General features: G+C 63.2%; 22 protein-coding genes. 11 read left to right on the top strand and 11 right to left on the bottom strand.

Annotation, left to right across the window (positions count from 1 at the left end):
* Nucleotides 1–8 precede the first annotated feature (8 nt).
* Nucleotides 9–1277 (top strand): glycosyltransferase, encoded by a 1269-nt coding sequence (locus CKO23_RS01235; RefSeq protein ID WP_200327923.1) that lies wholly within the window; start codon nucleotides 9–11, stop codon nucleotides 1275–1277.
* Nucleotides 1278–1407: 130 nt separating this feature from the next.
* On the opposite strand, the gene CKO23_RS01240 is transcribed toward CKO23_RS01235, so the two are convergent.
* From CKO23_RS01240 to CKO23_RS01265, 6 genes are all read right to left on the bottom strand, one after another.
* On the bottom strand, nucleotides 1408–1821 hold the full coding sequence (locus CKO23_RS01240) for a hypothetical protein (protein WP_200327924.1): 414 nt from the start codon (nucleotides 1819–1821) through the stop codon (nucleotides 1408–1410).
* A 6-nt stretch (nucleotides 1822–1827) separates the two neighbouring features.
* Nucleotides 1828–3246, bottom strand: coding sequence for a PhoH family protein (locus CKO23_RS01245; protein ID WP_200327925.1), 1419 nt, complete (start codon nucleotides 3244–3246; stop codon nucleotides 1828–1830).
* A 106-nt stretch (nucleotides 3247–3352) separates the two neighbouring features.
* Nucleotides 3353–3826 carry a peroxiredoxin gene (locus CKO23_RS01250; protein WP_200327926.1) on the bottom strand — a complete coding sequence of 158 codons (474 nt, stop codon included), beginning with the start codon at nucleotides 3824–3826 and terminating at the stop codon, nucleotides 3353–3355.
* Between the two features lie 108 nt (nucleotides 3827–3934).
* Nucleotides 3935–4474, bottom strand: a complete 540-nt coding sequence (locus CKO23_RS01255; RefSeq protein ID WP_200327927.1) for a glycine cleavage system protein R — start codon at nucleotides 4472–4474, stop codon at nucleotides 3935–3937.
* A gap of 110 nt (nucleotides 4475–4584) precedes the next feature.
* On the bottom strand, nucleotides 4585–5142 hold the full coding sequence (locus CKO23_RS01260; protein WP_200327928.1) for an FmdB family zinc ribbon protein: 558 nt from the start codon (nucleotides 5140–5142) through the stop codon (nucleotides 4585–4587).
* An 87-nt stretch (nucleotides 5143–5229) separates the two neighbouring features.
* A complete protein-coding gene (locus CKO23_RS01265) occupies nucleotides 5230–5904 on the bottom strand; it encodes a Fe2+-dependent dioxygenase (protein ID WP_200327929.1) in 675 nt (224 codons plus the stop codon).
* A 246-nt stretch (nucleotides 5905–6150) separates the two neighbouring features.
* Between CKO23_RS01265 and CKO23_RS01270 the strand changes: the two genes are divergently transcribed.
* Nucleotides 6151–6729, top strand: coding sequence for a hypothetical protein (locus CKO23_RS01270; protein ID WP_200327930.1), 579 nt, complete (start codon nucleotides 6151–6153; stop codon nucleotides 6727–6729).
* 126 nt (nucleotides 6730–6855) lie between these two features.
* Here the strand turns inward: CKO23_RS01270 and CKO23_RS01275 are convergent, their stop codons facing one another.
* Complete coding sequence (locus CKO23_RS01275) at nucleotides 6856–7062, bottom strand: YgaP family membrane protein (RefSeq protein ID WP_200327931.1); 207 nt, start codon at nucleotides 7060–7062, stop codon at nucleotides 6856–6858.
* 301 nt (nucleotides 7063–7363) lie between these two features.
* Between CKO23_RS01275 and CKO23_RS01280 the strand changes: the two genes are divergently transcribed.
* Nucleotides 7364–7873 carry a hypothetical protein gene (locus CKO23_RS01280; protein WP_200327932.1) on the top strand — a complete coding sequence of 170 codons (510 nt, stop codon included), beginning with the start codon at nucleotides 7364–7366 and terminating at the stop codon, nucleotides 7871–7873.
* 116 nt (nucleotides 7874–7989) lie between these two features.
* On the opposite strand, the gene CKO23_RS01285 is transcribed toward CKO23_RS01280, so the two are convergent.
* Nucleotides 7990–8475, bottom strand: coding sequence for a cyclic nucleotide-binding domain-containing protein (locus CKO23_RS01285; RefSeq protein ID WP_200327933.1), 486 nt, complete (start codon nucleotides 8473–8475; stop codon nucleotides 7990–7992).
* 207 nt (nucleotides 8476–8682) lie between these two features.
* Between CKO23_RS01285 and rpsF the strand changes: the two genes are divergently transcribed.
* From rpsF to dnaB, 5 genes are all read left to right on the top strand, one after another.
* Nucleotides 8683–9081, top strand: a complete 399-nt coding sequence (rpsF, locus tag CKO23_RS01290) for a 30S ribosomal protein S6 (RefSeq protein WP_200327934.1) — start codon at nucleotides 8683–8685, stop codon at nucleotides 9079–9081.
* 50 nt (nucleotides 9082–9131) lie between these two features.
* Entirely contained in the window at nucleotides 9132–9356 is a 225-nt protein-coding gene (rpsR, locus tag CKO23_RS01295; protein ID WP_164653615.1) for a 30S ribosomal protein S18, read from the top strand.
* A gap of 87 nt (nucleotides 9357–9443) precedes the next feature.
* Nucleotides 9444–10355, top strand: a complete 912-nt coding sequence (locus CKO23_RS01300; protein WP_200327935.1) for a hypothetical protein — start codon at nucleotides 9444–9446, stop codon at nucleotides 10353–10355.
* A 41-nt stretch (nucleotides 10356–10396) separates the two neighbouring features.
* Complete coding sequence (gene rplI / locus CKO23_RS01305; RefSeq protein WP_200327936.1) at nucleotides 10397–10846, top strand: 50S ribosomal protein L9; 450 nt, start codon at nucleotides 10397–10399, stop codon at nucleotides 10844–10846.
* A 286-nt stretch (nucleotides 10847–11132) separates the two neighbouring features.
* Entirely contained in the window at nucleotides 11133–12539 is a 1407-nt protein-coding gene (dnaB, locus tag CKO23_RS01310) for a replicative DNA helicase (protein ID WP_200327937.1), read from the top strand.
* Nucleotides 12540–12591: 52 nt separating this feature from the next.
* Here the strand turns inward: dnaB and CKO23_RS01315 are convergent, their stop codons facing one another.
* The 3 genes from CKO23_RS01315 to hemP all read right to left on the bottom strand — a co-directional run bounded on the left by CKO23_RS01315 (nucleotide 12592) and on the right by hemP (nucleotide 14675).
* The gene (locus CKO23_RS01315; RefSeq protein ID WP_200327938.1) at nucleotides 12592–13767 is read right to left on the bottom strand and encodes a hypothetical protein; all 1176 of its coding nucleotides are present in this window, start codon (nucleotides 13765–13767) and stop codon (nucleotides 12592–12594) included.
* A gap of 330 nt (nucleotides 13768–14097) precedes the next feature.
* The gene (locus CKO23_RS01320; protein ID WP_200327939.1) at nucleotides 14098–14358 is read right to left on the bottom strand and encodes an ATP dependent RNA helicase; all 261 of its coding nucleotides are present in this window, start codon (nucleotides 14356–14358) and stop codon (nucleotides 14098–14100) included.
* A gap of 125 nt (nucleotides 14359–14483) precedes the next feature.
* Nucleotides 14484–14675, bottom strand: coding sequence for a hemin uptake protein HemP (gene hemP, locus CKO23_RS01325; RefSeq protein ID WP_200327940.1), 192 nt, complete (start codon nucleotides 14673–14675; stop codon nucleotides 14484–14486).
* Nucleotides 14676–15018: 343 nt separating this feature from the next.
* On the opposite strand from hemP, the gene CKO23_RS01330 reads away from it, so the two are divergent.
* Genes CKO23_RS01330 through CKO23_RS01340 form a run of 3 tightly spaced genes read left to right on the top strand, consistent with a single transcriptional unit; the run spans nucleotide 15019 to nucleotide 18343 of the window.
* A complete protein-coding gene (locus CKO23_RS01330; RefSeq protein ID WP_200327941.1) occupies nucleotides 15019–16491 on the top strand; it encodes a circularly permuted type 2 ATP-grasp protein in 1473 nt (490 codons plus the stop codon).
* Nucleotides 16491–17453 carry an alpha-E domain-containing protein gene (locus tag CKO23_RS01335; protein ID WP_200327942.1) on the top strand — a complete coding sequence of 321 codons (963 nt, stop codon included), beginning with the start codon at nucleotides 16491–16493 and terminating at the stop codon, nucleotides 17451–17453. The genes CKO23_RS01330 and CKO23_RS01335 overlap by 1 nt, the downstream gene beginning before the upstream one ends.
* Nucleotides 17450–18343, top strand: coding sequence for a transglutaminase domain-containing protein (locus CKO23_RS01340; RefSeq protein ID WP_200327943.1), 894 nt, complete (start codon nucleotides 17450–17452; stop codon nucleotides 18341–18343). The genes CKO23_RS01335 and CKO23_RS01340 overlap by 4 nt, the downstream gene beginning before the upstream one ends.
* Nucleotides 18344–18429 lie beyond the last annotated feature (86 nt).

Consider the following 18429-nt stretch of genomic DNA (forward strand, 5'->3'; position numbering starts at 1 on the left):
AGGGGCGGTTGGGGCGCGCTCTGATCATTGCGAAAGGCTCGTTCGGCGACATCATCCCGATGTATGCCATCGCCAAAGAGCTCAGGGGCCGAGGGCATCGGGTGCTCTTCGCCACCCAGGCTCGCCATCTTCATGCCGCACACAGCCTTGGTCTGGACGTGGCGCGGATTGATCGATGCGACGATCTGTCGTCGAGCTCAAAGGCGCGTTCGTCACGTTTCCTTCCATGGATTTCGAACGATGCCCTTGGGGGGACGCGGCGCTCCTTCCAGGCCGAGCTGGAGGTGCTGATGCCCCTGGCGCGCACTTCGGATGTCGTCATCGGGAATCAACTCGCGATTTCGGGGCCACTGGTCGCGGGATCTCGGGGGTGTCCATGGATTTACTGTGCCGTCTCTCCTCTTGGTCTGGCCTCTCAAGACAATCCCTGCCTTTTTCCCCTGATTCATCGACTGCAACGACCGTTCATTGGAAACGCATTGGTTGACGCTTGCAGTCTGGCCTTGGTTCGCGGTTACAGCTCGCTTTTCAGCTCCTTCGTGGCGCGGGCTCAAGTCCGGTTGGGGCTCAGGCATCTTGGGCATCCGCGGTTCGCGGGATTGTTCTCGCGAGAGCTGAACCTGATTCTCACGTCTCCCCGCCTATTCGGTCGGCTTCCAGTCTCTCCACCGCATGCCGTGGTTACGGGCTGGACCTGGTTGGAACCCTGGTTCCTTCGCGATTCGGAGAAAGAGAAACGCGCGCTAGCCTTCATGCAAGGCGGCAGTCCTCCGTTGCTCTATGCGCTGGGGGGGAACGCCCGCTCTAGACCGGGCAGCTTCTTTCAAGAAAGCCTGAAGGCGAGTCGCAGGCTTGGGATGCGGACCTTGATCGTGGCTTCGAGCCGATTTCACGCGGCGATTCCCGCGTCCGCCGATGTCTGTGTGACGTCCTACCTGCCTTACTCGCTCCTTTTTCCGCATGTCCTTGCCGTGGTTCATTCGGGTGGGATCGGCACCATTGGTTGGTCAATCAGATGCAACCGGCCATCCTTGTTGGTTCCCGGCGCGGATGACCAGTTCGACAACAGCTTCCGCGCAATGCGCGGCGGCCTGGCTCAGGTATTACCACGGCGAGGCTATCGTGCTTCGGCGGTTGCCAGCGCCTTGGAAACCGTGCTGGGTGATGACGCAATGGCTGCGCGCTTGCGCAAGGCGTCGACTGAGGTCGCGCAGGAGGATGGGGCGGTCGTTGCCTGCGATCATATCGAGCAGTTCCTGTCACGCAGATCGCGATGAAGCGTGGCGCGGCAGATAGAGCCCGTGCCGCGCCTCAAGCCTGGGAAGCGACGGTCTTGCGTTCCCGCGTGCTCACTGCGATCCCTCTGACAGCCTAGCCGGCGCGACTGGGGCGGTTTGCCTCTTCGGCTTACGTCTGACGCAAGACCGCGGCAGATGCCGGATCCATGACGTGCAGGTGCACACGCTCATCGGTCCGAGCCCTGAGTGCCTGGAAGGCGCTCTGGAGCGCGGCGCTTGCGTCTTCGTCGGCTTGCCTCAAGACGATGGCTAACCGCAGGCGGTTCATGTGCATCCGATCGCGCTCCGTCAGCCCGGCCGAGACCCACTGCGGCAGCTTCGCAAGCGCGTCATGCGCATCGTCCGCCTCGGCCAGATAGACCAGCAGTCGCCCGCCGATCGCAAGGCGTTGCGCGATGCCGGCCGCGCGCGAAGTCTCGGAAGGCGCATCGTCGACCTGCTCGAAGACCTCGGCTGGGCAGGTGCAGCCGAGGCGATCCCGCACGAAGCGCTCGAGTTCGGGCGTGGCCGGTCGGACTGACATGCGACCTTAAAGCTCCTGGGAGGCGAAGTCCGCCAGCCGCGAGCGCTCGCCGCGCATCAGGGTGATGTGACCGCTGTGTGGCCAGTGCTTGAAGCGATCCACGACATAGGTCAGGCCGGAGGTCGTCTCCGTCAGATAGGGCGTGTCGATCTGGCTGATGTTGCCCAGGCAGACGAACTTGGTGCCTGGGCCGGCGCGGGTGATGAGGGTCTTCATCTGCTTGGCGGTCAGGTTCTGGGCCTCGTCCAGGATGATGTACTTGTTGAGGAAGGTCCGGCCGCGCATGAAGTTGAGCGAGGAGATGCGGATGCGGCTGCGGATGAGGTCGTTGGTCGCGGCGCGGCCCCATTCGCCGCCTTCGGGCTGGGTCAGGACTTCGAGGTTGTCCATGAGCGCGCCCATCCAGGGGGTCATCTTCTCTTCCTCGGTTCCTGGCAGGAAGCCGATGTCCTCGCCGACCGGGACGGTGACCCGCGTCATGATGATCTCGCGATAGAGAGTGCGGTCGAGCACCTGCGCCAGGCCGGCGGCCAGGGCGAGCAGGGTCTTGCCCGTGCCGGCGGAGCCGAGCAGGGTGACGAAGTCCAGCTCCGGATTCATGAGCATGTTGAGCGCGAAGTTCTGCTCGCGGTTGCGTGCGCTGATGCCCCAGACGTTGTGGCGGGATTGGCGATAGTCGTCCACCAGCTCGATGACGGCCTCGGTCTCCGAGCGCTTCTCGCGCACCATGGCCTCGAAGGCGCCATCCTCGCCCAGGGCAACGCATTGGGCTGGATACCAGTCGGCGATGTCGGGTCCCGCGACGCGATAGAAGGTCCGGCCTTCTTCTTTCCAGGCGTCGATGGTCTTTTCGTGGTGCTCCCAGAAGTCCTCCGGCAGCACCTCCAGGCCCGTGTAGAGCAGTGCGGCGTCATCCAGGACCTGGTCGTTGGAGTAGTCCTCGGCCGGGATCCCGAGCACGGCCGCCTTGATGCGCAGGTTGATGTCCTTGGAGACGATGATGACCTGGCGGTCTGTGTGGGTTTCACGCAGTGCCTGGACGGTGCCGAGGATGTTGTTGTCCGGGATGGTGCCGGGGAGCGATGCCGGCAGCTTGAGCGCAAGCAGCTCGGTCTGGAAAAAGAGGCGCCCGGCCGCCGGCAGCACGATACCGCCGCCGTTCGCTGAGGTCGGACCGAGCGGCAGGCCCGCGTCGATTTCCTCCTTGTTGGCGTTGCTCATCAATTGATCGAGGAAGCGGCTGACCTGGCGGACGTTGCGCGCGACCTCGGACATGCCTTTCTTGGCTCGATCCAGCTCCTCGAGCACGACCATCGGGAGGAAGATGTCATGCTCCTGGAAGCGGAACAGGGCGGTCGGGTCGTGCATCAGCACGTTGGTGTCGAGGACGAAGAGGCAGGGCTTGTCGTTTTCGCGTTTGATCATGGGTTTGGGGACCGAGGTGTCCGTGCCGCGCGGGCTGGCTGAGGTGGAGTGTCCGGGGGTCGGTGAGCCGGCGTTGCGCCGGCTGATCGGCGGGCTGCCGCCGCGGCTAGTCGGCGCTCAGCGCCTGCGCGGCCGCCAGCACCTCATCGACATGGCCCTTCACCTTGACGCCGCGCCACTCCTGGCGCAGGACGCCCTGGGCATCGATCAGGAAGGTGCTGCGCTCGACGCCCAGGCTTTCCTTGCCATACATCTTCTTGAGCTTGATGACGTCGAAGGCCTTGCACAGGGCTTCGTCCTTGTCTGACAGTAGGTCGAAGGGGAAGTCCTGCTTGGTCTTGAAGTTTTCCTGGGCCTTGATCCCGTCGCGCGAGGCGCCCAGCACGACCGTGTTGGCCGCGGTGAAGGCATCGGTCGCGTCGCGGAAGTCCTGGCCTTCTTGCGTGCATCCTGGCGTGCTGGCCTTGGGATAGAAGTAGAGCACCAGGTTCTTGCCTCGATAGTCCGAGAGCTGAATGTGCTTGTCTCCGGTGGCGGCTAGTGCGATGTCGGGAATGGTCTCGCCGGTCTTGAGTGTCATGGTCATTGACTCCGAATGTCGAGAGTTGTGCGCTCAGGCAGGCTGCGCTGTTGCCTGCTCCAAGGTGGGGATGACCAGGGTCTGTCCAAAAAAGACCGGCGAGTTGGCTCAGCCTTTCAGCGGCTCCAGTACGGCATCGAGATTGAGGCCGTCGCAGTAGTCCATGAACTCCTCGCGCAGTCCGGCAATATGCACATCCGCCGGGATGCCGACCGTCATGTGCACGGCGAACATGGGCGTGCCGGTATGGGCCGCGGCATAGGTGCTGGTAGCCATGTCCTCGATATTGATGCTGCGCTCGGCAAAGAAGCCCGCCAGGTTGTTGACGATGCCTGGATGGTCCATGGAGACGACGTCGATGGCATAGGGCAGCAGGTTACGGCCGCTGGCGCGTTCGCCGGTGCGCTTGGAGATGATCGTCATGCCGAGTTGGCGTTCGAGCTCCGGAAGCCCGTTTTCGATCTTCGCGAGGGTGTTCCACTTGCCCTCGACAAGGAGCATCGCCGCGAACTCTCCACCCAGGACCGTCATGCGGCTGTCCTCGATATTGCAGTCGTGCTCCAGCACGGCCTTGGAGAGCTGATTGACGATGCCTGGATGGTCTTCACCCAGGGCCGAGATCACGAGATAGGTCTTCTGCCTGGTCATGTCCTTGCCGATGGTCGGAGGTGTGAGTGTCTGTGTAATTGGCGCCCGAGTGTAGCATGGGGGGGGCTGCAACCATACGGGGCGCTAGCGCGGTCGGGAGCTCGCGGTCGTCAGGTTTCAGTGGTCTTGCTGTCGCCGCGCGGGGCGTGCAATGGGTACCAGGTTTCATCCCGGGTCGGCGCGAGCAGGTCCCGGCGCAGCTGCTTGAGCGTCTCGAGGGTGCGGTTGCCGCCGGATGTCGCGAAAGGATCCTCCTGCTCGATGGCGTCGCCCAGCTCGGCGTCGATCTGATCGGGTTCTTCGCCGGCTTCCATGCGTCGGATCGCCTCGGACATGGCGTCCCCCGGTTTGAGTCCACTGGCCTGGAAGAGCTTGCGCATGGCCAGCGCGGCCTGCTTCGGGTCGTCTTCGTCGAGGTTTTCCAACTCGCCGCTCATGGAGGCGAGGGCGTTCATCAGTTGCTCCTCATCCATGCCGGCTGGCAGCGAATCGTCTGCGCTCTCGCCCCCCTCCGCCCGGCCGGAGCTGATGGCGAAAAGGCTTGCCTGACGGTCGAGCTCGGCGCGTCCGCAGCGCGGGCATGCGGGATGGGTCAGGGTGTCGACCCGGCGTGAGAAGAAGCTGTAGATGGTGTGGCAATCCCGGCAGTAGAACTCGTAGACGGGCATCTGGATAACCTCGACTTGGATGCGGGCGAAATTCTATCGTCTCTTTTGAGGTGTCAGGTGTCAGGGCTGCGGAGCGCTTCCGGGCCTTCAGAGATCGCTCCACATCCTGAGCAGATTCGCGTAGGAGCGGTCGACATGGCCCGTCGTCTCGCTGCCTGGCGCCTCCTTGAGCAGGTGCTCGCGCGCCAGGTTCAACTCATAGAGCAGCTCCCGCTTGGCCGGATCGCGCACATAGCTCTGGATCCAGGTGAGCGCGACCAGGCGCTCTCCGGATTGGACTTCGGCGACCTGGTGGAGGCTCGCGGAGGGGTAGATGACCGCGTGACCGGCCGGGAGCTTGACGCGTTGCTCGCCGAAAGGGGTCCGCACGACGAGCTCGCCGCCCGCATAGGCCTCGGGTGGATTCAGGAAGATGGTCATGGACACATCGGTCCGAAAGCGTGGCCCCGTCGAGCCCATGATCGGGTCATCCACGTGGTCGCCATAGGCCATGCCCTTGGTGTAGCGCGCGAAGATGGGATCCGCGACCCGATGGGGAAGGGCGCCGAAGCGGAAGGTCGGATGGTGCCCCAAACTTGCCATCAGAATGCGGATCAGGCGCTGCATGCGTTCGGGGTCGGGCTGCAGCTCTTGGTTGTGCTTGACGCGGGCGGCGGCGAAGCCCGCGGAGAGCGTGCCGTCGACGAAGGTGGCGTTGGCGAGCGTTTCGTGGATCTTTTGCAGCTGGGCGGCGTTGAGGAGCTCGGGGATGGTCAAGAGCATCGCGGGCCTCATGTTGGCTGGAGTGGCAGTCAGTGGGTCTTATGGCCAAGATTCGCCGTTTCGTTGGGGCTCGTGCCTTGGCCCAACCTTTGGACATCCGTTGTGATCACGCGCTGAGTCGATTCCGAGCTTGGCAGGGCGAGCCCCAGCATTGGAGAATCGGGATCGACCCGCGCGGGCCGAGACCCATGAAGACCGGGCGTACATCCTCATGACCCGCAACACCCTGATGAAGAGAGGCGCACCATGATTCTGAAAGCTATGATCGATGATCACGTCTACCAGCTCAATGTCCCAGATGCCTTGCTCTCTCAGGCGCGCGACTACTTCGATCGACTGGATCTGGACATGGATGCAGGCTGGCAGATGAGTCGTGAGTGGGTGAGCAAGCCGGATCGTCTGCAACGCTGCCAGATCGTCGCCGATAAGCTGCTGACGGCGTTGGAGTCCGAGAATGAGAAGCTTGGGCTGCTCATGGCGGGCTATATCCTCGCCCGTCTGCCAGGCGTTGAGTCGGTCGAGCTGGACGTTCAGGGCGAGATTCAGAACAACAACTTCACCATCGCCGAGGCGCTGACGCCTGCGCCAGAGGCTCCGCAGGCCAGCGCGGGTGGCATGAGCAAGCTCGACGCCATGGAGCAGGCAGGCAAGGACGTGACCAACGTCTTCAAGGTGGGGCGCGGCTATCGTTTCTCGGTGTTCGATCATGCGGCCGGCAGCTGGCAAGATGCTCCGCTTGCCGCGACGCAGGAGGAGGCGGCGCGTCTGCGTCAGCAGGCTTTCAAGGCGCGCTATGAAGCGCTGCTTGGCCAAAGGCGTCACTGAGCGGGAGTGGCGGTCGCGCTGCGGTCAGGGTGCTGGGGGCGGAGGTCGGTCGTCCTGAATAACCGGGCCGCCCGGAGAGGGCGGCGCGGGTCGTTCGGCGGATTGGCTGTCGTTGTCTGTGCTGGTTTAGTTGTCTTTGTTGGTATTGATGTTGAGCGGGATGTAAGCGAGGCACACGCCAAGGACGGCAGTGGCCAGCACGATGAGGCCGGCAACGGTCAAGACGATCTTCATGGTCACGGAAGACACCATGAGGCCGGCAAGAATGAGCACGCCAGCGGCGGCGAGGCGGATGTTCTTGTCCATCGGGCCAACGTTTTTGGTTAGGGCCATAGCTTCAGTTCCTCGGTGGGGAGTCGGTACGAGAGGCGCGTGCATGCGCTCTCGCGTGGGTGCGACGGTGCGCCTGGTGGTTCCCTGCGACCGTCGATGCAGGGACGCGCGCATTATACGCACGGCCCTGTCGGAGGGGATTGCGATATCGTGGTCCGCGGTTACCGTTGTGGTTGCTCGGATGACCGGCGATGTGGCCTCGATCGGCAGCTTGCGCGACACTGACACCTGACACCTGACACCTGACACCTGACACCTGACACCTGATGAAGACGATCGATTCCAGAGGAGACCAAGCTCGGTGACGTACTTGCTTCTGCGAAGGATGGGCCGCCTGGGCCTCTGTCTGCTCCTTGGCTGGCTCGTTGCCGGCTGCTCGAATCCTGGTGAGAACGTGCGGGTCAGACTCTGCAAGGATCTCGCGCGCGGCCTGCTCGATGATCCGGTGTCTCTGGTTTGGCGGGATGCCCGCATCGAGATGCGGCGATCCGAGCACTTGATCGTCGACCTCGGATTCGAGGTCGCCGATCCGGCAAGCGGGCGGGTCGAACCCATGCGGGCGGCCTGTTATTACCGCTACGACGCCGTGGACGAAACGGCGCTGACCATGGCTGATCCAACGTCGGCCTATTCGACATCCCCCTACAGCCTGACGCTCAACGATCAGGTGATCACCAATCCACGCCTCGCCCAGGCGATCAAGCAGGCGATGCTCAAGCAGGGTGGCGAGCTCCTGGACAGTGTGCAGCGCGGCCTGCAGAAGGCCGCGCAAGGCGTACAGGATCATCTCGGCGGGGCGCCGCAGCGCTGATTCGCGGGGCGACCTGGCTGTGCTGGACGGGGCGCTTTGCGGGGTCGCCGCTGAGTGGCCCGTCTTGAGATCGACGTCCAGGGGCTTGGCGCGGCTGTGCGCGGCGGGCGGGCGCCTCAGTAGAGTGCGTGCGAGCGGTTGACGTATTTGGTCAGCTCCACGTGCTGCGCGTTCATCCGGCGCAGAATGTCCTGCCCGACCTTGACGATGTTCTGCATGACGCGATACACGAGCCAGGGATGCTCGGGCAGCAGCTGCTCGAAGGCCTCGCGCTCGAAGCTGCAGACCTGGGTCCGGCCCAGCGAGCGCAGGGTCGCGGTGTGGGGTTGCCCGCTGATGAACCCCATTTCGCCCGCCAAGTCCCCGGTGCGCAGTACATGGATGGTGGTGTAGTCGCCTTTGCCCAGCTCGCGCGTGACCGCGATCGCGCCCTCGGTGATGATGTGCAGGCTGTTGTCGATGTTGCCTTCCGAGATCAGCACCTCTTGGTCCGCCAGGCGCCGGCAGCAGGCGATGCCGGCGAGCGCCGTGACCTCTTCGTCGCTCAAGCTGGCGCTCAAGCTGGAGCGCCGCAGCGAAGCGAAGTCTTGCTCGATACTCATCGGAGTCCTCCAATATTCTAAATTAATGATTCAATCCTGAGTGTGATGCAGCCGAGATTGAAGGGCAAGTGTCGTGCGTCAGCAAGTGTAAAAAGATTTCCCATCGAGCTCGCTTGGCTCTATGATGGGCGATTCCCCAAATCCTGGGGTTACTCCTTGCCTCACCGCATCGCGATGCGGGAGGCTGTCAATCCGAAGGGAGCTTCAATGCGACACTACGAAGTAGTCTTTCTGGTGCATCCGAGCCAGAGCGAGCAAGTGCCCGGCATGGTCGAGCGTTATCAGGGCAATCTGGAGAAGCGTGGCGGTGTGGTCCATCGCATGGAGGACTGGGGTCGGCGCCCATTGGCCTACCCGATCAATAAGGTCCACAAGGCGCACTACGTGCTCATGAACGTCGAATGCGATCAAGAGGCAATCGACGAGCTTGAAAACACGTTTCGGTTCAACGACGCCGTCCTGCGCAATCTCATCATCCATCGTCAATCGGCCGTGACCGAGGCGTCTCCGCTCGCCAAGGGCAGCGACGAGCGCGAACGTTCCGAGACCTCGGACCGCGACTCCGATGACGATCGCGACAACGACGCCGATAACAGCAACGACTGAGCCGCGCTCAGCGACGCTCGAACCATCACGCTCACGCAACGGAGAGAACCATGTCCCGCTTTTTTCGCCGCAAGCGTTATTGCCGCTTCACCGCTGAAGGCATTACCGAGATCGACTACAAGGATCTCAACCTCTTGAAGGCTTACGTCAGCGAGTCCGGCAAGATCGTGCCGAGCCGGATTACCGGCACCTCGGCGAAGTACCAACGCCAGCTTGCGCAGGCCGTCAAGCGCGCACGCTACCTGGCCTTGCTGCCCTACACCGACGGGCACTGACAGCATGGCGCCGGGCTGGGTAGCTGCGTGTTTGCCCAGCCTGCTCGGGATGTCCGGCGCCTTGCCCTCCGGCACTGATTCGCGACCATGAAAGCGCTCGCAAACTTCGTGATGCGGGGATACTCGCAGGCGACGCTGGTCGCGACCGCGAGTGCTGTACTCTCCCTGTTGATGCCCTTCTTCGGGTTGATCAGCTCGGGCGTCGTCGGCTTGGTCACGCTGCGCAGGGGGCCGCGCGAGGGGCTCGTGCTGCTGGGGTTGTCCGCAGTGGCGACAGCATTCATCTCACTGATCGCTCTGGGGTCTCCCTGGGTCGCGGTCGGAGTGCTGGTGGTGCTCTGGGTGCCGATCTGGGGATTGGCGGCCATCCTGCGCTCGACTCGCGCCTTGGGGTTCGTGGCGCAACTCGCGGGTCTGGGCGGTTTGGTAATGGTGCTGATCATCCATCTGACCCTGGGGGATCCGGCAGCCTACTGGCAGCAGCTTCTGGAGCCGGTGCGGCAGTCCTTGGTCACCGATGGGTTGATCCAGGCGGATGCCAGCAAGACGCTCTTCGAGCAGTTGTCCAAGTGGATGACGGGGACCTTCGCGGCGGCCTTGGTCTTTCAGTACCTGATAAGCCTGTTCGTTGCGCGTGCTTGGCAGGCGCAGCTGTACAACCCGGGCGGGTTTGGGCAGGAGTTCCGCGGTCTGAACCTGGGTTGGTCGGTCGGAGCCGTCTTTTTGACGCTCCTGGCTTGGGCAACCTTCTCGCACGGTGCTGGGCTGGCGCTGGACCTCATCCCCGTGCTTGGCGTTCTGTTGATACTCCAGGGTCTGTCCGTGGCCCATGGTCTGCGCGCGCTCTTGGGCGCGCAGCGGGGTTGGCTGATTGGCCTCTATGTCTTGTTGGTTCTGTTCATGCCGCAGGTCGGCCTGTTACTGGCCAGCGTCGGATTGGTCGATCTCTGGGCGAACATTCGCGCGCGGGTTGCGCAACGTGTTTCCGGGCAGCGCTGAGCGCGCCAAGGTAACCAGATTATTTTGAGAGGAATACGAACGTGGAAGTGATCCTGCTGAAGAATGTGAGCAACCTGGGTGTGCTCGGCGATAAAGTGAAGGTCCGCTCGGGCTACGGGCGCAACTATCTGCTTCCCGGCGGCTTTGCCGTGTCCGCAACCGCTGAGAATCTCGAGGCATTCGAGGCGCGTCGCGCAGAGCTCGAGCAGGCCGCCGCTGAGGTATTGGCCGCAGCAGAGGCCCGTAAGGCGAAACTCGACGGCATGACGCTCACCATCGCCCGTAAAGCGGGCGACGAGGGTCGGTTGTTCGGCTCCGTGGGTACTGCGGACATCGCGCAGGCGGCAGTCGACGCCGGCTATGAGCTGGACAAGGCCGAGGTTCGCCTCCCCCAGGGCCCCTTCCGTGCCGTTGGCGAGTATGAAGTCCTGCTGCACCTGCACGCGGATGTCGACACGCAGATCAAGGTGGACGTCGTCCCCGGCGACTGATCGTCCAGCCGCCCCGGTGTGACACCGGGGCAGGCTGTCTCCCCGAACTTACGGCTATCTCCAGCTGGCGCCGATCTCGCGCTGGCGTGCTTCTGATCTCTCGCGTCGGTTTGTCTTTCTCGCCGGGACTTGGCCTGATTTCTGATGCCTTGTCGCGCTGGCGCCGCCCGCCGAAAATCCCTCTCACAGGGATCGGATCCTTCCCTGTTCCGAGCGTCATCGCGCGGATCCAGATGTTCCACTTCGACCACTCTTGGCGCCGGCAGCGGTGTCCTGACGGGGAAGCATGTTCGAATCCAATGCTGACGAAATGATGATGTCCAGCGGGGCTGATCCCATGGATGAGCTGCGTGTTCCGCCGCACAACATCCATGCGGAGCAGGCGCTGCTCGGTGGCTTGATGCTGGACAACAGCGCCTGGGACCGGATCGCCGACATGGTCACCGAGGGTGATCTCTACCGCCGCGAGCATCGCCTGATCTTCGGCGCCATTGCCCGGCTGGCGGCGGAGGATCAGCCCTTCGATGTGGTGACCCTGGCCGAGACGCTCGAGCGGACGGATCGGCTGGCGGATGCCGGGGGGCTGCCGTATCTCGGCACCCTCGCGAACGAGACGCCCACCGCGGCCAACATCAAGGCCTACGCGAAGATCGTGCGGCACAACTCGGTGCTGCGCCAGATGATCTCCGCCGGCACGGCGATCGCCGATAGCGGCTTCAACCCGCAAGGGCGCGATGCGGCGGAGCTGCTCGACGAAGCCGAGCAGCGCGTCTTCGCGATCGCCGAGCAGGAGGCGCGCGGGGGCGGCGGGTTCCAGCCCATCAAGACCCTCCTGACCATGGCCGTCGAGCGCATCGACGCGCTCTACCAGCGCGACGAGCCGATCACGGGGCTGGCGACCGGCTTCGCGGATTTCGACATGATGACCTCCGGTCTGCAGGCCGCCGATCTCATCATCGTCGCCGGTCGCCCGTCGATGGGGAAGACCAGCTTTGCGATGAACGTCGCCGAGACCGTCGCCATCCAATCCAAGCGCCCGGTCGCGGTCTTCAGTATGGAGATGCCGGGCGACTCGCTCGCCATGCGCATGATGTCGTCCCTGGGGCGGATCGACCAGCACCGGGTGCGCACCGGCAAGCTCGAGGATGACGAGTGGCCGCGGCTGACCTCGGCGGTCAATATCCTGGCCAATGCGTCCATGTTCATCGACGATACGCCCGCGCTCTCGCCGACGGAGGTGCGCGCGCGTGCGCGGCGCTTGAAGCGCGAGCAGGGCGATCTGGGGCTGATCGTGCTGGACTATCTGCAGCTCATGCAGGCGCCTGGATCCAACGAAAACCGCGCGACGGAGATCTCGGCGATCTCCCGATCGCTCAAGAGTCTGGCGAAGGAGCTCAGTGTCCCTGTCATCGCCTTGTCTCAGCTCAATCGCAGTCTTGAGCAGCGGCCGAATAAGCGCCCGGTGATGTCCGATCTGCGCGAGTCCGGCGCCATCGAGCAGGACGCCGACCTCATCGTCTTCATCTATCGCGACGAGGTCTATCACGAGGACAGCAATGACAAGGGTATTGCCGAGATCATCATCGGCAAACAGCGAAATGGCCCCATTGGAACCGTGCGACTGACCTTCCTCGGAAAGTACACCAAGTTCGAGAACTACATCGGCAACTACTATGGCGACAGTGGTGATTGAGCGGGCGGCTGTCTCGGGCGGTATTCCGCTGGCCGATGGACGAGTTCGTCCCCTATGCGTCCAGGGTGGCCGCGCCTCTGTCGCGCGATCTATCGACCGGTTGCGCGAGTGACCATTGCGCGCCCTTGCGGAGCAACGCGGTCAGGCGGTCTGCGAGTCGCGTCTTGATCGGGATCTCAACGTGCCCGTCGAGCCGATCCATCAGGGCAAGCAGGATCTCGGCGAGCTGTTGCGCGTCGAGCGGCGGCTTCGGCCGCATGATGAGCTGTTGGGAGGCAATGCCTGGGCGGGCGCTCTCCCGAAAGAGCTGGTCGCCGCCGAGGTAGTCTCGTGCGATTCGAGCGTTCGTTCGCGCAAAACGTTGGCCGATGCGAAGCCGGTCCCAGGCCGTCAACAAGGATGACAGCGGCGGCGCGTTGCGTAGGTCTGGGATACTCGCGGCCTCTTCCAGGATCTTGAGTCTCAGTTGGTGTACGTGGTGATAGTCCTGCGGACGTCCTTGCTCCACCGCCTCTTCCCAGGTTGGCACGCATTGGTTGAATCGATGGAGCAGTGCGGCCTCGGCGAGATTCAAGGAGGTGTTGAGCGGTGCCTCGCGCTCCAGCCCCGTTGTATCTTGGATGCCGATCATGGCGAGGACGTCGTCGATGATGTCGCCACGGTGAAGCTGTTGCGGGTCGAAGACTCGGAGCCGAATGGCGTCCTGGCCAAAGATTTCGACCCAGGGTGCGAGCATGCCGACGACGTCGTAGTAGGGATTCTTGGGCGAGATTTCCCGCGGCAGGAACCAGTCGCGCCGGCCGCATTTGAGGTGGGTGGAGAAGGCGGAGACGCCCATCTCCGCCTGGGTCCTGACATAGACCAGGATCTCGACTGCGAAAAGGCACAGCAGCTGAGCGAGCTGGGCGATCGACGCACGATCCAGTCGGGACGACAGATGCTCTGCGCTGAAGATCAGGGTCTCTGGAGCCTTGTCCAGGGATGCTTCCAAGGCATCGATCATGTCCGTCACGCCGGGTCTTGCCTCGGGCGAGATGAAGTCACAGGCCGAGGCGGGGAGGAGCCCCGCAGTGAGCGGGGTGTGTGCGTCGTCGCGGCAGAGCGATGGATGCAGGGGATAGAGCACCCGGTGCCGTTCGATCAAGCGCCGGTGGTTCGCGCTCAGGAATCGTTGGATGCTGGTGGTCCCGGTCTTTTCGAGGCCGATGTGGAGAATGACGCGAGGCATGGTGTCGACTTGACTCGGTTGCGCGACCTCGATGCAGCCGCTTGATCCGGCAACCAACGCGGGCGGGGCGAACGGCTCTTGAATCACTTGAATCAGGCAAGGCGCAACGGCTGGGTCGAGGCTTCGAAAGGGTCGTCGCGCAAGAGCCTTGCCGTGTCCTGGTCGAGTTCGAACCGACGCATCGCCGAACGGCAGGCCGCAGTCAGGTCGAGACGCGGCTGCTCGGAGGTTACCAGATGTCAAGGGTGTGGGCACGGCGTCTGGCCTGTGGCCATCCTTGGCCTCACCGGTGATCTGACGGCACGGTTGGTCGGTCTGTCGATGCGCTCGTCAAGACGGGGTCGCATCGCGGCGGTAGCGCAGGTGCAGGGCGAAATGGCGGTAGGCGCATGCCTGCTCTGGGCGATGGTCGGGATGCAGCCCGAGCGCGAGGCTGTGCAGCCGTATGGACTCTGCGCGAGCCGTTCGCGCCGCGGCTCTTGGTTCTCGGTCCTCGCCACGGTTGATCAGCTCCCGCAGTCTGGCCTTCAGCGTGTCGAGCTCCAGGCGGATCAGGTCATCGATCGTGAGTTGGTTGATGAGTTCTTGCATGCTCGGGCGCTCCAATTGTGGGCAGTCGGAATCTGAGGCCTTGCAAGTACCTGGCTGGCGAACCGAAGCAGGTGTCGGACCGGCTGGCGAGGTTTACCCGGACGGTGGCCGGGGAGGTCTGGCGGCTACTTCGTCAATATGAGCTTATTGTTTCGGGTCATTCGCAGATAGTAGTGGCTGCCGGCGTGCTCGATCATGAGCAGGGGCTGTCCAGCCATGAGGCTATGGCTGTCGATGCGACGCGGCTGTGCCTGGCCGCTCTGGTCGGAGGATTGGATCTTGAGTTGGCGGTTTGTAGGTGCGGTGTTTGCAATCATGGTGACCCTCGGCGCTGGTTTCGGTCGGGTACGTTTTCATTAGTGAGAACGATTCGTATTAAGAATATCGATTCCAGACTAAGGCGTCAACGAAGGCGTCGCGAGGGTTTCGGGTGACTCAAGGCGCAAACGCCATGCTCCGTCTTTGTGCGGTTATTGGTCCGCTGCGCCCGGTCTGAGTCGCGTGCGCACTCTTATGGTGCGGCGCAGGCGTCAGTGTCGATCCTGACATCTTCGAGAATGCTGATTAAACAGATGCATAGGTGTCTTGCGTCAGTCGAGGAAGGCGGTTTGTTTCTTGCTTCTCCATAGAGACTGGCCTGGTTTTAGGAGCCGCTTTGCCATGCTGAAACAGTTTCAATCCGGTGGCGGCGGTCAGTTGCTGGACCGTTCAGAGGGCCCAGTCATGGCCTTCCATGAGTTCTACCGAGACGACTTTCGCCCGCGCGAGCATTACCTGCCGATGTGGGAGCATATCCAGCGCGCCGGTCAGCAGAGCCTGGCGTCCAAGGCGCGGGACGCACAGCTGGCGCTGCACAACGAGGGCGTGACCTTTACCCTCTACGCGGACGAAGAGGCGGGCGTCGAGCGGGTCTGGCCCTTCGATATCCTGCCCCGCATCATCACGGCCCATGAATGGGCTCAGATCGAGGCCGGACTCAAGCAGCGCATTCGCGCCCTGAACCTGTTTCTGAAAGACATCTATCACGGTCAGCGCATCCTCAAGGATGGCGTGGTGCCGCCGGAGCTCATCTACCGGGGCAAGGATCTCTGTCGCGAGATCATGGACATCGACCCGCCGCACGACATCTATATCCACATCAGCGGGGTGGATCTGATTCGCGACGAAGAGGGGCGCTATCTGGTCCTGGAGGACAACCTGCGGACCCCGTCCGGCGTCTCCTATATGATCGAGAATCGCATCATCGAGCGTCGGATTCTGCCGGAGTTCTTCTCGAGCTATCGGGTCAGGCGCGTCGAGCACTATCCGGACCTCCTCCTGCAGGCCCTGCGCTATCTCTCGCCACGCGGTCCCGCGGATGCGGTCGTGGTGGTGCTGACCCCGGGTGTCTTCAACTCCGCCTATTTCGAGCACAGCTTTCTGGCCAGGGAGATGGGGGTCGAGCTGGCCGAGGGTCGGGATCTGGTCTGCAGGAACGATAAGGTCTACCTCAAGACGACGCTCGGCCTGCGCCAGGTCGATGTCGTCTATCGCCGGGTCGATGATGAGTACCTTGATCCGCTGGTGTTCCGGGCCGACTCGGTCTTGGGCGTCGCGGGTCTCATCAATGCCTGGCGGGCGGGGAATGTCGCCCTGGTCAACGCCCCGGGGACCGGGATCGCGGACGACAAGGCGGTCTATGCCTATGTCCCCGAGATCATCCGTTACTATCTGGGTGAAACGCCCATCCTGCCGAGCGTGCCTACCTATCAGATGACGGATCACCAGGACCGCGCCTATGTGCTCGACAACATGGAACGGATGGTCATCAAGTCCGTTGCCGAGTCCGGCGGTTATGGCATGTTGATGGGGCCGGCTTCGACCCCGGCCCAGCGCGCCGATTTTGCGCAACGAATCAACGCCGATCCCCGCAACTACATCGCGCAGCCCGTCATCCAGATCTCCCGGCATATCTGCTATCTGGACGGCGAGCTGGAATCGCGCCACCTCGATTTCAGGCCCTTCTGTATCCATGGGAGCGAGATCGACGTGGTGCCCGGTGGCCTGACGCGTGTCGCCATGACCAAGGGTTCCTTGGTGGTGAACTCCTCTCAGGGTGGGGGCAGCAAGGACACCTGGGTCCTGGCCGACTGATGCTGAGTCGAATCGCCGAGTCGCTCTACTGGATGACGCGCCACCTGGAGCGCGCGGACAATACCGCGCGCGTGCTGGATATCAACGTCGTCCATATGCTGGAATCCGACGAGGGCGTCACGGAAGAGGCGCAGTGGCGCCCGCTGCTGACTATCGTCGGCGCGGACGAGGGCTTCGAGGACATCTACCCCGATGGCCGCGTCACCGTCCAGCGGGTCATCCACCTCCTGACGCAGGATCCCAACAATCCAGGCTGCATCCACACTAGCCTCCGGCTGGCGCGGGAGAACGCGCGGGCGGCGCGGGACCGCATCTCCAACGCCATGTGGGAGACCCTCAACGAGTTCTGGTTGGCCGCGGATCGCAGCCTGCGGGTCAAGCTCCCGCCTTGGCAGGCCGCCGAACTCTATGCCTTCGTTCACCGCGAGGTCGCGACCTTCCAGGGCCTGACCCAGAGCACCATGATGCGCGGCCAGGAGCACGGCTTCGCGGTGCTGGGGAGTCTGCACGAGCGCGCGGACATGACGGCGCGCATCCTCGACGTGCGCTATCACCTTCTGTTGCCGGATCTGAGCCTCGTCGGCTCCCCCCTGGACTACTATCAGTGGGGAGCCTTGCTCAAGTCGCTCTCTGGTTTCGATGCCTATCGGCGCCGCTATCAGAATGGTATCCGTCCGATCGACGTGGTTGAGTTTGTGATGCTCAACCCAGATTTCCCGCGGTCGCTTATCTATTGTGTAAACGGCCTGGAGCGGGCGCTCGCGCGCATCGGGTATCGCCCGAACGGAGAAACAGAGGGCGCCATGCAGGCGTTGCGCGAGCAGCTGCGCGACATCCAGGCGGGCGAGATCATCGAGCGTGGCTTGCATGAATACCTCGACGACCTGCTGGAGCGGCTGGCCGATTTCGGCGCCGCGCTGCAGACCGACTACTTCGATGCCTATCTGGGGGATGCTTCGTGAAGTATCACATCGAGCGTGATTGCCGCATGCGTTTCAGTGTCCCGGCGCGTGAGCATCATCTCCAGATTCGCTTGGTACCCTGGCACGACGATAGCCAGTCACTCATCCGCGTCGCCTTGAGGGTCGAGCCCGATACCACGCCTGTTGCCGCCTTCGACTGCTTTGGGAACCTGTCTCATCACTTCGCGGTTCTTGGCGCGCATGAGGAGCTGAGCTTCTCGATGCGGGCGGAGGTCCAGACGCGCCGTGACAACCCCTTCGAGTTCGAGCCGGTCGAGCCCGCGCGTGAGATGGAGTGGATCGCGCATCGCCTGCGTCAGACGCCCAGGCTGTGGGACTTCATCCTGCACCATGGCGACCTGACGCCCACACTGCCGGCCGAAATCCACGGCCATTCACTCCCCGTCTTCCACGAGGGAACGCCGCTGCTCCGGCAGGTGCAGGACGCCATGCACTGGACGCGCACCATCGCCGATTACGACGCCAGCTGCGATACCTCGGTGACGGCCCTGCCGGCGCTCTTCGAGGCACGCAAAGGCACGGCTGGCGATCTGGCCCACCTACTGATCGCCCTGGTTCGTAAGTGGCAGGTGCCAGCGCGTTTCGTTTCCGGTTACATCGATGCCGCCTATTTCGACGTCGATGGCGAGCCGACCGGTGAGCATCCGCCGTGTCCGCAGTCCATTCATCACTGGGCCGAGGTTCTGATTCCCGGCGGAGGCTGGGTCGGCTTCGATCCGGCGCTCGACCTCTTGGCCGATGCCACCTACATGCGCGTTGCCGTCGGCCGGGACGGCAAGGATATCCAAGCGCTCAGACAGAACTGCAAGGGCCAGGCGGCGGACATCGAGTTCGACGAGACGTTGAGCGTCTCGCGCATCTCGGCCTAGGTCATCCGGCGTTGCCGTGGATGCGCCGCTCGCTGGCTCGTCTCTGCCAGTGGGCTCGTGAGGCTGCGAGGAGGGCAGGGTCCATG

The organism is Thiocystis violacea, assembly GCF_016583565.1.
GTDB classification, from domain to species: Bacteria; Pseudomonadota; Gammaproteobacteria; order Chromatiales; family Chromatiaceae; genus Thiorhodococcus; species Thiorhodococcus violaceus_A.

Bases quoted from the DNA above. Each gene is read 5' to 3' on its own strand.
- CKO23_RS01250 (WP_200327926.1), bottom strand. From the start codon at position 3,826: ATGACACTCAAGACCGGCGAGACCATTCCCGACATCGCACTAGCCGCC.
- CKO23_RS01315 (WP_200327938.1), bottom strand. From the start codon at position 13,767: ATGCCTCGCGTCATTCTCCACATCGGCCTCGAAAAGACCGGGACCACC.
- CKO23_RS01330 (WP_200327941.1), top strand. From the start codon at position 15,019: ATGCTGAAACAGTTTCAATCCGGTGGCGGCGGTCAGTTGCTGGACCGT.
- CKO23_RS01270 (WP_200327930.1), top strand. From the start codon at position 6,151: ATGATTCTGAAAGCTATGATCGATGATCACGTCTACCAGCTCAATGTC.
- CKO23_RS01265 (WP_200327929.1), bottom strand. From the start codon at position 5,904: ATGCTCTTGACCATCCCCGAGCTCCTCAACGCCGCCCAGCTGCAAAAG.
- CKO23_RS01300 (WP_200327935.1), top strand. From the start codon at position 9,444: ATGAAAGCGCTCGCAAACTTCGTGATGCGGGGATACTCGCAGGCGACG.
- CKO23_RS01240 (WP_200327924.1), bottom strand. From the start codon at position 1,821: ATGTCAGTCCGACCGGCCACGCCCGAACTCGAGCGCTTCGTGCGGGAT.
- CKO23_RS01320 (WP_200327939.1), bottom strand. From the start codon at position 14,358: ATGCAAGAACTCATCAACCAACTCACGATCGATGACCTGATCCGCCTG.
- dnaB (WP_200327937.1), top strand. From the start codon at position 11,133: ATGTTCGAATCCAATGCTGACGAAATGATGATGTCCAGCGGGGCTGAT.
- CKO23_RS01255 (WP_200327927.1), bottom strand. From the start codon at position 4,474: ATGACCAGGCAGAAGACCTATCTCGTGATCTCGGCCCTGGGTGAAGAC.
- rpsF (WP_200327934.1), top strand. From the start codon at position 8,683: ATGCGACACTACGAAGTAGTCTTTCTGGTGCATCCGAGCCAGAGCGAG.
- CKO23_RS01275 (WP_200327931.1), bottom strand. From the start codon at position 7,062: ATGGCCCTAACCAAAAACGTTGGCCCGATGGACAAGAACATCCGCCTC.
- CKO23_RS01245 (WP_200327925.1), bottom strand. From the start codon at position 3,246: ATGATCAAACGCGAAAACGACAAGCCCTGCCTCTTCGTCCTCGACACC.
- rpsR (WP_164653615.1), top strand. From the start codon at position 9,132: ATGTCCCGCTTTTTTCGCCGCAAGCGTTATTGCCGCTTCACCGCTGAA.
- CKO23_RS01260 (WP_200327928.1), bottom strand. From the start codon at position 5,142: ATGCCCGTCTACGAGTTCTACTGCCGGGATTGCCACACCATCTACAGC.
- hemP (WP_200327940.1), bottom strand. From the start codon at position 14,675: ATGATTGCAAACACCGCACCTACAAACCGCCAACTCAAGATCCAATCC.
- CKO23_RS01285 (WP_200327933.1), bottom strand. From the start codon at position 8,475: ATGAGTATCGAGCAAGACTTCGCTTCGCTGCGGCGCTCCAGCTTGAGC.
- CKO23_RS01335 (WP_200327942.1), top strand. From the start codon at position 16,491: ATGCTGAGTCGAATCGCCGAGTCGCTCTACTGGATGACGCGCCACCTG.